Source organism: Bacteroidales bacterium (genome assembly GCA_016707785.1).
Classification (GTDB): domain Bacteria; phylum Bacteroidota; class Bacteroidia; order Bacteroidales; family UBA4417; genus UBA4417.
On sequence record JADJGZ010000002.1, the window covers coordinates 351610 to 365589 of the forward strand.

Here is a 13980-nt window from a genome sequence, read left to right on the forward strand (position 1 = left end):
TCCTTTACAATCTAAGAATTTCAAAAAATCAAGCTACCCTTCATCATTCGTATGTAAGGATTCGCCATGAATTTTGGTTGATTCATTCAATAAGCTGGCAAACAGTTGATTGCGTTTTTATTTTGATACAACTTTGTAAGCTGGAAAGCAGTTCTGCAAAGGGGCTTTCAAAGTAAATCATATCGATCAACCTAATATCCTGCTTATGAAAACCGCAACTATTTTCTTATTGTCATTTGTCCTATGGGCTGTCATTCCTGCTAATGGCCAAATTGGGTCAGAATATTTTGACCATCATTTTACTGAAGGATGGCAAATTATTCCAAGTGGAGTAGATGAGAACCTTCTTTCTGTACATTTTGCCAGTAGTTCTTCTGGTTATATCGGAGGCGCTCTCAACCGTTGTTTGAAAAGCTCAAATGGCGGACTGAACTGGTCAGCAGTTCCAGTTCCCTCCTATGCTGATTTTAATTCAGTCTGGGCAGCTTCTTCCGACCATGCTTATCTCGGAGGATGGGATTCTGTTTATTCGACCCAAAATGGTGGGTTGTCATGGCAAGCAGCCTATACTCAAACAATTAATTATGCAATCCATGATTTGCAATTCATTAGCCCCGACAATGGTTTTGCATTTATGACCTGGGCGCAAATGGCGAAAACTACTGATGGTGGAAATAGCTGGTCATTGGCAGCTGGAGCTGGTTTCACAGCATGGGACTTTTTTAGCGGATTTATGCTCGATCAAAACACAGGGTATGCTGTTGGCGATAACCAGGTTCTCTGTAAGACCACTGATGGAGGAGATAATTTCCAGGTTTATGAATGGAATGGCTACTTAGATTTTACCGGGATCAGGATTTGGGGTGTTTATGCAAACTCGGATATGAATGCAGTAGCTGTTGCAGATTCTGGTGTTATATTCCGCACAACTGATGGCGGGAACTACTGGAGCAGGAGTTCCATCGCCGGAACGGAAGATAACCTTATGGACATCTGCTTTATAAATGCCAATACAGGATACATCGTTGGTTCCAATGGAAAAGTATTCAAGACGACAGATGGGGGGGAGAACTGGATTCAGGAACCATCGGTGACTGATAACCAGCTGAATGCAGTTTTCTTTATCTCTGAAACCCTTGGCTGGGCTGTTGGCGATTTTGGGACTATCCTCAGATTCGAAGGGACTAATAGCGCCGGAGATAAGAGTCGCCAGGAATTCGCCGCAAAACTCACGATTTCACCTAATCCCGTTGAGAAAGACTCTTATGTTACTTTCACCCTAAAGGAAGCTAAAAATGTGAGAGTTGAAGTGCGTGATGCAACAGGACGGGTTGTCTCTGTTGTATCTGATGGCCTTCTTTCCAAAGGCGATCATTCTATTTTGCTGAACCTTGGAACATTAAAGAATGGTATCTATTTATGCCACCTCTCTTCACGGTGTGATAGCATTTGTAAGCCTTTTGTCCTTTCCAGATAAAACATAACATATTAGTAGTCAAGATATTAATAAACCTAAATTACACATGGTAACCCAATATAAATCGGAAAATGAAAACAAATACCTTTTTCAAAAGAGTGGCTTCAGCAGTATTGTTAACAATGGTTATGCTATATGTGAAGGAGTCAAGCTGTCAGGTTACTTTAAGTATCCTTCCTGTTAACACAACGGCCGTCAATGCCAGTATTCTGAATGTACATCAATGGCAGAATGTTTCATTACAGATGCAGGATCATTTTGTAGGACAATTGACAAGCATTGGCAAAATAAGCAAACTGTCGCGAGAGCATATCCTTTTACTGCTTAAGGAAATGCCTGCACCTGATCCCGAAAGCCTTTCAGCGGAAGCTTATAAAATCATCAGTAAGAAAGAAAACCTTCATTACCTGCTGAAATGTTCCATAGAGTCTATTCAAATGGTTGACAAAAATGTTGTGGCTCCTATTAAAATCATCATCATCGAAGGCAATAACGGGAAGGTTTTTTGGGAAAAATCAGTCAAAATCAACAAACTGGTATCCAATCCTGTCCTAAGTGAGCATATCCTTTTAAGTGAGGTTTTCCAACCTTCTATCGCAGATGTTTCGAATGAGATAAAGGCTCTGAAATACTGATTCAATTCTGTTATTCTAAACTTTTTTATACATAGCAAATGAAAACTAAAACACTACAATACAGGAACATCCTCCTTATGTTATTTTGCTGTCTTGTCGTTTTTACCACCGGTTGTAAAAAGGACGAAGATGGCAGTAAAACAAAAACGCCTCTATGGGTTTACAATGCCGGTGCCGACCCCTATCAATCAAAACCCTGTGTATCAGGAGATAATGTGGTCTTTTACGCTTCTGATGAAAATGTTGATGATGGAGTCTTTCTTTATTGTGTTAACCGGAATACCGGGAATCTCATCTGGAAAGCATTCGATAGCCTGGCCTTTGGTGCGGTGAGTCCTGTAATTTATAACAACCTTATAATCTCAGGAGGAGCGAATCCACATGCGTTAAACCTGAATAATGGAAATCGGGTTTGGAGATATATTGACCCTGACTATCTTCCTATTGAATACTCCTTGTATAACAACCCACTATTGGTAGGTGATGCGGTCTATTTTGCCGGTATGTTAGGTGTTTCAAAACATTCTGCAACCAGCGGAGGAAGGGTTTGGAAAACTGTAAACGATGAAACATGGACTAATTTGCGAAACTCAAGGCTTGTTCACAAAAGTGGTAAACTTTACTTTGGTAAAACCGGACCATTTACAATAACTTCCTTTATTGAAAGCTCTGGACTGATTGAATGGTTCGAGACATTTGAATCAGCTTTTGCCAATTTCCCTGCAGTTACTGATAATGAAATTTATATCGGGGTACAGGATGCCAATGTCAATACCAAAACGCTTCGTTGCCTGAATTTATCAGACCGGTCGGAAAAATGGGGTGTTAAACTTGGTACAATCTGGTCAGATATTGTTGTTGAGGGAAATAAGGTATATGCCATTGGAATGTCAACCATTCACTGCCGTTCTACTACTGATGGATCAGCAATATGGCATTATGAAATGCGTGCCGGTGCGGTGAGTGAACCCTTGGTGGTTGGTAACAAGCTGATTGTCGGCTATGGCAAGGGACTGCTGTGTTTCAATGCGACCTCGGGCGATATTCTCTGGGAATTCAATTCGGAAAGTAACGGAAAGGCTTACGGTTTCACCAGTCCAACCCTTGATGGTGACCGATTCTATGTTTCCTGCTCTGATGGAAATGTATATTGCTTTAGTGTAGATTAATCATTCAAAACTTAATATTATGAAGAAATATATTCAATTAAGCGGACTGTTCATTGTTGTTGCCGCATGCCTTTATGTGGTATTAGCCACCTCCTGCAAGAAAGACGAAGAAGATACAAGCGATGATATATTCTGGAATGAAAACTGGCTGCTGGGAACCTGGGAAGGTACAACGCCAGTAACAGGAGATCCTTTGTTTGATAGTAAAAAAATAAAAATCGTTTTCGAGGAGGTAGTTTTAAAAGCTGTAGACACCGTACCCAATAACACTGCAAAATCATGGTACTATAGTGGTGTATTTACATGGGATGTTGATGGAACATATCCCTGGACCATGCGATTCTATCACAATTCCTACCCTGCCGGGCTTGTAACTATTGGCTGGCAGAGCATGTCGATGCTCCAGGCCAATGTTACCGTTAACAACATTTCGCTGAGGGTGGGTGATACCGTTTCCCTTGATCCTAACCGGGAAATGGACTTCGATCTCGACTGGGGGCCTTACAACGATTTTACACGGGAAGTTCCTACCTATCTTGATTTTTATGGTGATATCGAAATATATCAGGGGGGTAATTACTTTGAAGCAGACTACCCTCCTACAGAAGGTGCGATGATACGGTTAACAAAAAAATAACTCTTCTTATAACTGGTGGTAGAATGATGGAGGCTGTCCCTAAAAGTAGGGGCAGCCTCCTGATTTTATCGAAAAGTGTTAATTAGCCTGGGTGGAATCTGGTTCTACCGGCCTGACGGGCTTAAGTCCCATGCTAGTCATAATATATTTCCCTCCGGAATTTGACCAGTCGACAAAATCCCTGTTGTTACAGAACCAGAAAAAATTGTCATCCATATTCACAACTGTGTTTTCTGGTATACCAAGAATAATTTCCATAGTTTGGTGGTGCATTCCCTCTGATTTCGGGAAAGTGAAAAAGGGTAACAACGTTAGTAATGTATCTTTTATAGTATAGGAATACCTAATGTTCTCAAGATAATTCGCCGCTATATGCTGCCTGAAAGCTGTGGCTTCCTTTATACTTGAAAGAAAGAGGCTGTCGTTTGTGGGTCTCAGGCTTACTTTTATCTTGCCTAATACCTGTTGCTTGTATATTTCAATATCATTGCCTTCCAATGGTTTCCAGTATTGTTCAGGGTTATCTGGTGCCATTGAAAGATGAATCAACTTCTGATTATAGGGAAATGCTTCCACTTTTGAGTCACTTGCTGTTTCAAGAGTACTTCTTGAATATTGATAAATAGCCCCTCCTCCACAAATCAGTCCGGCCACGATGAGCAGTCCGAAGACTCCAAAGACCTGCCATTGCACAGGCGGCCACTTGAGAAGCAATCGAAGCCCAAGGTAAATCAGCATTCCTGCCAGTCCAAGAGCAACTAGCCCAATGGCAATATAAGCCAGCCAAAGAATAGATGGACCCGGCATTAGCCATGAAAACAGGTTGGCAACTGTTGTATTTTCAAAGAAATATTGCCCGGTATTCATGGGCTCCCTGATGATATAGATAAGACTAAGCCCTACAAACATCCCTAAAACCAGCAGGAGTAAAAAGGCGCCCGAAGCAAGCCGAAGCAGTTGCAGGATCAGCCTGAAAACATGCGTCACAATCTCCGTGAGAAAACGAAGGAATTTGCCTAAGGACCGTAGCAGGGAATTACTGGTCTTTTTGATGCCTGATCCCGCTGACAACACTTCTTCCCTTAAGGTGTCGATATTAATCAGCCTGCGCTGCATCTCAAGCCTTTCAGAAGTGGTTCGGGCAGGAGGGATGATAAGCCACAGGATGACATAAATTATAGCTCCAACAGCATAAAGGAAGGTAAAAAGCACGAACAGAATGCGTACCCATGTGGGATCTATTTTAAAATAGGCGCCAATCCCGGCAGCAACACCACCAATAAGCCGATTATCAGGGTCACGGAATAACTTGCCACTCGATTTTCCGTCAAAACTCCTGTAACGGCTTTCAGCTTCCTGTCCCGACAACTGATCGGGTTCTCCCATACTGTTAATTACTTCATTGATTAAAGATAATGTAATAATGGAGTTTCCTGCCGATACTTTCTGTTCCAGCAATTCAGCGATCCTTCCTTCTATGTCTCCCAATATCTCTTCACATCCCTGATCAGCAGAAAAATGCCGCCTGAGGTTCGCCAGGTAGTTATTAAGGCGCTCATAAGCATCATCATCGATGTTAAATACCCGCCCTCCTATGTTGACTGAAAAATTCTTCTTCATGGTTATTGGTTGTTTGTTTGATCTGAAATAGTATTATGACCTGATAATAAGAGGTTAACAGCCCCTACAAGTTCGTTCCATCCTACCTGTAGTTCATCCAGGAATGAATGTCCTTCAGGAGTCACTGAGTAATACTTTCTGGGTGGACCAGAGGTAGATTCTTCCCAGCGGTAGCTGAGAAATCCCTCGTTCTTGAGCCTGGTCAGAATGGGGTAAAGGGTTCCTTCCACAACGATCAGGTGTGACTGTTTCAGCCTCTCAAGGATGTCGGATGCATAGGCCTCATTCCCGTTTATGGCTGCCAGCACACCCATTTCAAGTACCCCTTTCCTCATCTGGGCTATGGTTGATTCTGCTTTTTCCATTTGGATCTAATATGAATTTCGCGACAAAGATAATTCAATAAACAGTACTATGCAATACATAGTACTAAATAATGCAAAATAATTCAATTGATTATAATTTATATGCTTGATAAACAGGAAACTATAAATTAATAAAAATTAGTTGAGGTTATATTAAGTTTTCTGAAATGACGAAAAACAACTCTCCCCCGGCCCCTCTTTTCTAAAGAAGAGAGGGGAGTGGATTGTTATTCTTTCACCCATCTGTTTGGTATATTAGAGTATTCACAAGCCATCAGATCTGCAGACGTTGAATTGTTATAATTCAATCATGTTGTGAACTGGAAATATTATGTATTTTAGATTTAGTTTTTAACATGTGAGAAATGGTTAAACAGCTCCTCTTTTTATTAGCCCTGCTCATTACCTTGGGTGCGTTCTCCTTTACTATTTTCAGGCTTTCACGCTGGTTCAGATTTACGAAACCATTTCCAGTAAAGGATTATGGCAAGAGATTTAACCGCATGTTGTCGGTGGCTATCGGGCAAACGAAGATTCTTCGAAAACCGTTAATAGGACTAATACACGCACTTGTTTTCTGGGGTTTTATTGTGATTACCCTGGGAAGCATTGAGATGGTTCTCGAAGGTCTTACCGGTTGGGAAAGGCCGATGGCTGTCACAGGCTGGCTTTATACTTTTATTACAGCTTCAGGAGATATCATGGCTTATGTTATCCTTGTGGCTATTCTTGTATTTCTTGCCCGACGCCTTTTTATGCATGTAAACAGGTTCTATGGCATCGAAATGCAGAAAAAATCAAAATGGGACGCCCTGGTAGCTTTAGCCATCATCTTTTTTCTCATGAAATCACTCATTGGACTCAATCTCTCTTATCTCTCCCTTCATCCCGATGATTACAAAGGCGTTTTCCCTTTAAGCAGCTTGTTGCTCCCTTTGTATTCAGGCGTTTTTGACAGCGAAAATGCAAAAGTACTACATGAAATTTACTGGTGGTCGCATATCCTGCTGATCTTCATTTTTGCCAATATTTTGCCTTACTCGAAACATTTCCATGTATTCACTTCTGTGCCCAATGTTTTCCTTAGTCGTCTGGAACCGCTTGGATACCTTCCCAATATGGAATCGGTTACCCGCGAGGTAAAACTGATGCTGAACCCGGAGACTGCTTTTGCTGCAGCACCGGCTGATGCTCCTCCTCCGGGCAGATTCGGAGTGAAGGATGTTGAAGATGTTACCTGGAAGAATTACTTCGATTCCCTTGCCTGCACCGAATGCGGGAGATGCACTGATGTTTGCCCGGCAAATATTACCGGGAAAAAACTATCTCCCCGTAAGATTTTTATCGACCTGCGGGCCCGAATGAAAGAAAAAGGACCCGGGATGGTGAAATCAGGATTGGAATACAATGACAATAAATCCCTGCTCAAGGATTATATCTCCACTGAAGAATTATGGGCCTGCACCACTTGCAACGCCTGTGCCCAGGAATGCCCTGTAAATATCAACCATCCTACACTGATCGTTGAAATGCGGAGGTACCTGGTCATGGAAGAGTCGGCAGCTCCTACCGGACTGAATATGATGTTCACAAATATTGAAAATAACGGAGCACCCTGGCAGTTTTCACCCCAGGATCGGATGAAATGGGCGGAAAATCTGGAGATTAACGTTGCCTCCTAGATTTAGCTATCAGAATAAACCTGACAGGTTCAAAACCTGAAGGTTTGGGGATCATTTAGAAATGCCAACACTGCGTAGATCTTGACTCATTATCAAGCAAAAAATCACAAGTTGGATAATTCCTATTAAGCCTGTCAGGTTTATGTGTTGAAATAATAAAGGATAAAAAATTTCCCCGGAGTCGTTTTACTAAAGCATCCTATTCTTTAGATGCATACTTTTCAATCACCTTCAAAATTACCAATACCGCTTTTTCCATTGATTCCAGGGGAACATATTCGAATTTGCCATGGAAATTATGTCCGCCGGCAAAAATATTGGGGCAAGGAAGTCCCATATAACTTAACCGGGCACCGTCAGTACCACCCCTGATAGGAACTACCCTGGGTTCTATTCCCAGTTCAACCATAGCCTGGCGGGCGGTTTCAACTACATGAAATACCGGGACAACCATTTCCTTCATATTATAATACTGGTCTTTGAGTTCAGGTGTGAAAGTCCCATTTCCATAACGCTTATTCATGAATTCGGCACATTGCAGGAATACCGCTTTTTTCTGCTCAAACTTAGCTTTATCATGATCGCGGATAATATATTGTATAGTCGCTTTTTCAACACTGCCTTCCATGCGGATCAGATGATAAAATCCTTCATAATCCTGTGTGAATTCCGGCCTTTCATTTACAGGAAGCAAGGCATTAAATTCGGTGGCCATTAACAAGGCATTCTGCATTTTATTTTTAGCATAACCCGGATGAATATTTCTACCCTGGATAAACACCTTGGCACCAGCAGCATTGAAGTTTTCGTATTCCAGTTCTCCAATGGCTCCTCCATCCATGGTATATGCAAAATCTGCACCGAATTTTGCCACATCAAACTTGTCAACACCTCTCCCAATTTCTTCATCAGGGGTAAAGCCAATTTTAATGGGACCATGTTTTATCTCCGGATGCTTTACCAGGAATTCAACAGCTGCCATTATTTCAGTAATACCGGCCTTATCATCCGCACCTAATAGAGTGGTTCCATCAGTTACTATTAATGTTTGTCCAATGTATTCTGTCAATTCCGGAAAGTCTTTCGGAGAGAGAATAATTCCTAATTCTTGATTTAAAGTAATGTCCCCCCCATCATAATTCTCAACTATTTGTGGACGAATATTTTCACCACTCATATCAGGAGCTGTGTCCACATGCGAAATAAATCCTATCGACGGGATTTTGTTTTGAGTATTTGCAGGCAGAGTGGCCATAATATATCCATTCTCATCCAGCGATACATCCTCGAGACCCATAGCCAGGAGCTCTTCTTTCAGCAGGTTGAGCAGGTTGAATTGCTTTGCTGTACTAGGCATCGTTAGAGAACTATCATCACTTTGTGTGTCGATGGCGATATATCTCAAAAACCGGTCAAGAATCTCTTTTTTCATTCTAAAATTGATTTAAGTATTAGGTAAATGATCTAGCTAGTGCTGGGTGCCCCGAAGGGGAGCCTTTGGCTCTGGGTGTTGGGTGCTGGGTGCGTGCTGGGTGCTGAGCTTCTTTAGGGCAATCCGCAATCCACAATCCCACATTAAACATCCGACATCAAACATCCCAAAATCCAAGATCCAAGATCCAAGTCCCGGGTCTGAGTCCCAATCCAAGAGCCAAGTCTCAAGTCCCGAGTGCTGGGTGCTGAGCTTGGGCAACAATCCAAAATCCCACATTAAACATCCCACATTAGACATCCAACATCCGCCATTCTACAATCCGCAACAATCCGCAATCCGACATTAAACATCCGACATTAGACATCCCACATCCCTACTCTTCCGCTTTAGCCCTGAGACTATCCCAGATAAAATAGGAACAGAGGACAATAAGCATCACACCGGCTAAGCCTTCAGCAGCATGTGATTCAAACCATTCCCTGTTTACATAATTGATTTTGAAATTAGCAAGTACAGCACTAATAACACCCATTAAAGCACCGCCTGCAATAAAACCGGATGCAATCAGGGTGCCACGTTCTTTCCTGGCCTGGTTCAGTTTTTCGTTCTTGCTTCTCTTACTCACAAAGTTGGCAATGATTCCTCCAAGTAATAGTGGGGTATTTAATTGCAATGGGATAAACATGCCTAATGAAAATGCCAGGGCAGGAACTCCAATCATAGTGAGGATGAGAGACAGGAATGCTCCTGCAGCATAAAGCATCCAGGGGGCTGGTTGTCCGTTCATCATTGGGCCAATTACAGCAGCCATAGCATTTGCCTGGGGAGCTACCATGGCTGTATCACCTGTAAAGCCATAAGTTTTATTCAGGACAATGATAACACCTCCAACTGTAACAGCTGAAACAAAGGTTCCCAGGAATTTCCAGGTCTGCTGTTTATAGGGGGAAGTTCCTAACCAATAACCAATCTTAAGGTCGGTAATGAAGCCACCGGCCATCGATAATGCCGTGCAAACCACTCCACCGATGATAAGGGCTGCAATCATGCCAGAGGTGCCTTTTAGACCCACCGATACTAATATGAGCGAAGAGATGATCAGGGTCATCAATGTCATTCCGCTTACCGGGTTAGTCCCTACAATGGCAATGGCGTTGGCAGCCACAGTGGTGAAAAGGAAGGCAATGATCATTACAATGGCCAAACCTACAAAGGCATGCGTAAGGTTATGAACCACACCGAACTGGAAGAAAATGAAAATGATAACAGCCGTGAGAACAATACCTCCTGCAATTATTGCCATTGGAAGATCGCGCTGTGTCCTGAGATTGTCTTTCTTTCCCTCATGCTTGCCAAATATTTCCTTGCCAGCTAAAGAAATAGCTGACTTTATGATTTTGCTTGACCGTATGATCCCAATGATACCGGCCATGGCAATTCCACCAATTCCGATCGGGCGGACATAAGCCTTAAAAATATCTTCAGCCGACATGGATGAAATCAGAGCAGTAATTCCGGTACCAACAGCCAGTGTTTGTCCATCAGCAAAATAATTGATGATGGGAATCACAACATACCAGCCCACAAAGGAACCGGCACAAATTATGGCGGAGTATTTCAGCCCGATAATATATCCAAGTCCGAGTACTGCAGACCCCACATTGAGTTTGAATACAATTTTTGCTTTATCAGCAAGCATTTCTCCGGCAGGGATAACCCTGGTAGTGAAAACTTCTGCCCACCAACCAAATGTGGCAATAATGAAGTCGTAAACTCCACCGATGAGACCGGCCACCAGCAGTAATCGTGCCTGGTCACCTCCTTTGGCACCGGAAACCAGAACTTCAGTAGTTGCTGTTGCTTCAGGGAAAGGGTATTTCCCATGCATTTCACTCACAAAATATTTCCTGAAAGGGATAAGGAATAATATTCCCAGGAAACCTCCCAGTAAAGAAGAAAGAAAAACCTGGTAAAACTGTGCTTCCAGGTTCAGAATATATAAAGCAGGAAGGGTAAAAATAGCTCCGGCAACAATTACTCCCGAACTGGCGCCAATACTTTGAATGATGACATTTTCACCCAAAGCCCCTTTTCGCTTGAAAACAGTTGAAAGCCCAACGGCAATGATAGCAATTGGAATGGCAGCTTCAAACACCTGCCCGATTTTCAATCCCAGGTACGCAGCTGCAGCTGAAAAGATAGCCGCCATAATAATCCCCCAGATAACACTCCATGTATTCACCTCAGGATACACTTTTGCGGGGGACATAAGTGGTTCATAAGATTCACCCGGTTTGAGTTCGGTATAGGCATTTTCTGGTAACCCTTTGATTGGGCCGGAGTCGTGTGATGACATAACAATGGGTTTAGTTCCTGCCAAATTTAAATGAAAAAGGTTTATTCCACCACCGAGGTGAAATAAACCTTTTAATTAGGATGTCGATTGTATAAACTAGTCCTCTTTTTTGGATCTGGTAATGGAAATCTTCCGACTGGCGTAGGCGATTCCAAATGCTGCCAGAATTCCTAAACCACCGCCTATTGGAGCGGATCCATTAGGAGACTGGTTACCACTGCTTCCATGTCCGGATGTTGGCGGATGTGGAGGTTCCTGGGCCTGAACAGTGTTTATTAGCATACTGATTGCAAACAGGAAGGCAAAAGTGAGGAGAAAATATATTGACCGTTTCATTTTCGTTTGGGTTTTTGGTATTAACAAGATGCTAGGTTATTTTACAACTACTTTCTGGATGAAATTACCCTGAGAAGTGGATATTTTAACCAGGTAAAGTCCGGTTGCACCATTCAGTGAAACGGTATTGAGTTCTCCCTTTGTGATATTCCTAATGGAAATGGTTTTGCCTGACATATCGGTGATGCTTAATTTGCCCGATACACTTGAAAGAACATTCAGTTGTCCGTTTATTGCATAGGCAGTAAAGTCAACTTTTGAAGAAGGATCTGACACAGAGGTAGCATCTTTGAAATGTAACCTGAAACGGTTAGGGTCTTCACCGGGAGCAGCTGTGAATGAATAGGTTGGTTGGTCATTCAAACGTTGCAGGCTTCCTGTTTTTGTATCTTCAAGGGTTACATAAGTAGAAGCGGGTAAGCCGTTTTCTACAAGACTGATGCTGTAGGTATTTGCTGCACCGGCTTCAACAGCAAGAGGAACAAAGCCTTCAAGACTTGAAGTTGGTAAAGAGTTAACAGATAGTTTCCTGTCGTCAGCCAAAGTATAGAAAGTGGGCACAGAAGAGCCACCATAGAGCTTGAAAGCATCCAGTGAAGCATCAAATCCGGTGGATGCTTCATCGTTGAAACGGATAAAGGTTTCATCATAGCGGTTATTGCCTACAACTTTCAGACGAACCACATTTTCCAGGGTGCCATTTTTGTAATAAGTTGCGCCACCATGAACACGGTCAGCATTTTCGAGTGATAAGGTTGGGCTGGCAGTACTTGCATGGACAAAGAATCCCTGCATGGCGGGAATGATACCATCGGTCAGGCTTCCGGCTCCTCCAACATAACTTTTATAAGTTGCAGAAGCATTGTCATAAACATACACTGCATTATCCATGTTCGCATATTGACCGGTAGCAACAAGATCCCAATCAATGGCTGAAGGATAAGGGTTACCTAAGAGATTCCATCCGGCATTAGCCAAGGGAAGAGGTGTAACTCATGGTTGGAGCAGAAACTGCACCTGTATTCAGTGTGCCAGTGAAGCTTTTGGTTACATCAGCATTATAAGCAACCAGCCCTTCCCAACAACAAACTTATAGATCTCCAAAACCATTTGATTCCATTACCAGTATTATCCCTGGATTGATCCAATAATAGGTGGCTTCATCAATTTGAAGAAGTCGATCGTGCTGTTATTAGCCGGGGATCGCTGAATTCTGTAGAGATGTTTTGCAATGCTACAGGTGAAGAGAGGAAATGGTACATATCGTCACCTGCGTCATCGTATTTGGTGATGAAACGTTCAACCGTATTATTGGTGGAAACAAGTGTCCCATTGTCGATCAAAGAACCAGTTCCGGTAGCATCAGATTCTAATACAAGATTACCGGCAACTGTGAGTTGTTTGGATGCATCAATTGTAAGAGATTCTATATTCAAAATATTCAGGTTCTGCACAGCAGAGGTTACATCAACCAAAGTGTGATTACCCAATGTGAACGACCATGCAGGGAAAGTCTGAACTGTGCTACTACGGGTCCAGTTTGCAGGATTACAAATAAATGCAGCAACAGCTCCGTTTGCCAGTGTCATTGGACCACTATAATAGCCGTTGTCTTCTTCACTAGAGAATCCGATAGCAGAAACATAAAGAGCTAGAGCAGAAGGCAGATAAGAACTATTGCTATTCGTAGATCCTGAAGTAAGCCAACCGGTAGAAGAAACTCCAGCCAAAAAATTTGGAGTGGCAGAACTTCCCTGATAAGCAAGGATTTGATCTCCATCTATTGCTAGTCCCGATAAACCAGCTGACATTGTTCCACCTCCTATAACCGTTGTTCCCTCGATATGTACAATACTGCCTATTAATAATCCCCCAGAAGGAACTGTATATGTTCCTGTATTTTCATTAGTGGCCAATGCTGTTCCAGTCCAGGCATTGTCGGTAAAGGTTATTGACGTATTATCATTCAGGTTTTTAAGTACAATAAAAGCAAATTTGTCAGGTGTATCATTACCATATCCAATAAAAGAGATATCACCTGGTTGTAAAATGGTTGGTCCAACAATAATTGAATGAAGATTTGCTGCTGTAAACGAGCTACCACTAAATGTTGGATTAGAGGTAAAAGTCAAATCTGAATTGGTTGTAGATTCACAGGAAATATTATTTCCAATTGTTGCGGTAGCTACAAAGTCAGCAGTGATAAACAAGTAAGAGGTACCAACAGGAAATAATTGACTCAGGCCAGTAAATGATACTATTTCTCCA

The 13980-nt window shown here is 42.3% G+C and carries 12 protein-coding genes; 5 read left to right on the top strand and 7 right to left on the bottom strand.

Annotated features, from left to right (window positions below; translation table 11 throughout):
* Positions 1–205 precede the first annotated feature (205 nt).
* From IPH84_03165 to IPH84_03180, 4 genes are all read left to right on the top strand, one after another.
* Positions 206–1477, top strand: coding sequence for a T9SS type A sorting domain-containing protein (locus tag IPH84_03165; protein MBK7172236.1), 1272 nt, complete (start codon positions 206–208; stop codon positions 1475–1477).
* A 71-nt stretch (positions 1478–1548) separates the two neighbouring features.
* The gene (locus tag IPH84_03170) at positions 1549–2112 is read left to right on the top strand and encodes a hypothetical protein (GenBank protein ID MBK7172237.1); all 564 of its coding nucleotides are present in this window, start codon (positions 1549–1551) and stop codon (positions 2110–2112) included.
* A 38-nt stretch (positions 2113–2150) separates the two neighbouring features.
* Positions 2151–3281, top strand: a complete 1131-nt coding sequence (locus IPH84_03175) for a PQQ-binding-like beta-propeller repeat protein (GenBank protein ID MBK7172238.1) — start codon at positions 2151–2153, stop codon at positions 3279–3281.
* 19 nt (positions 3282–3300) lie between these two features.
* Positions 3301–3918: a hypothetical protein gene (locus IPH84_03180; GenBank protein ID MBK7172239.1), complete on the top strand. Its 618-nt coding sequence runs from the start codon at positions 3301–3303 to the stop codon at positions 3916–3918.
* Positions 3919–3996: 78 nt separating this feature from the next.
* On the opposite strand, the gene IPH84_03185 is transcribed toward IPH84_03180, so the two are convergent.
* Both IPH84_03185 and IPH84_03190 read right to left on the bottom strand, forming a co-directional pair.
* On the bottom strand, positions 3997–5538 hold the full coding sequence (locus IPH84_03185) for a PspC domain-containing protein (protein ID MBK7172240.1): 1542 nt from the start codon (positions 5536–5538) through the stop codon (positions 3997–3999).
* 2 nt (positions 5539–5540) lie between these two features.
* Positions 5541–5903 carry a PadR family transcriptional regulator gene (locus IPH84_03190; protein MBK7172241.1) on the bottom strand — a complete coding sequence of 121 codons (363 nt, stop codon included), beginning with the start codon at positions 5901–5903 and terminating at the stop codon, positions 5541–5543.
* 365 nt (positions 5904–6268) lie between these two features.
* Here IPH84_03190 and IPH84_03195 point away from each other — a divergent pair, with 365 nt between their 5' ends.
* Positions 6269–7585: a (Fe-S)-binding protein gene (locus IPH84_03195; protein ID MBK7172242.1), complete on the top strand. Its 1317-nt coding sequence runs from the start codon at positions 6269–6271 to the stop codon at positions 7583–7585.
* 199 nt (positions 7586–7784) lie between these two features.
* On the opposite strand, the gene pepT is transcribed toward IPH84_03195, so the two are convergent.
* The 5 genes from pepT to IPH84_03220 all read right to left on the bottom strand — a co-directional run.
* A complete protein-coding gene (gene pepT / locus IPH84_03200) occupies positions 7785–9017 on the bottom strand; it encodes a peptidase T (protein MBK7172243.1) in 1233 nt (410 codons plus the stop codon).
* 376 nt (positions 9018–9393) lie between these two features.
* Positions 9394–11376 (bottom strand): oligopeptide transporter, OPT family, encoded by a 1983-nt coding sequence (locus IPH84_03205; protein MBK7172244.1) that lies wholly within the window; start codon positions 11374–11376, stop codon positions 9394–9396.
* 96 nt (positions 11377–11472) lie between these two features.
* Positions 11473–11712 carry a hypothetical protein gene (locus IPH84_03210; protein ID MBK7172245.1) on the bottom strand — a complete coding sequence of 80 codons (240 nt, stop codon included), beginning with the start codon at positions 11710–11712 and terminating at the stop codon, positions 11473–11475.
* 36 nt (positions 11713–11748) lie between these two features.
* Positions 11749–12690, bottom strand: a complete 942-nt coding sequence (locus IPH84_03215) for a T9SS type A sorting domain-containing protein (protein ID MBK7172246.1) — start codon at positions 12688–12690, stop codon at positions 11749–11751.
* A gap of 185 nt (positions 12691–12875) precedes the next feature.
* Positions 12876–13980 (bottom strand): hypothetical protein (locus tag IPH84_03220; GenBank protein ID MBK7172247.1); only part of this gene is annotated, 1105 nt, incomplete at its 5' end.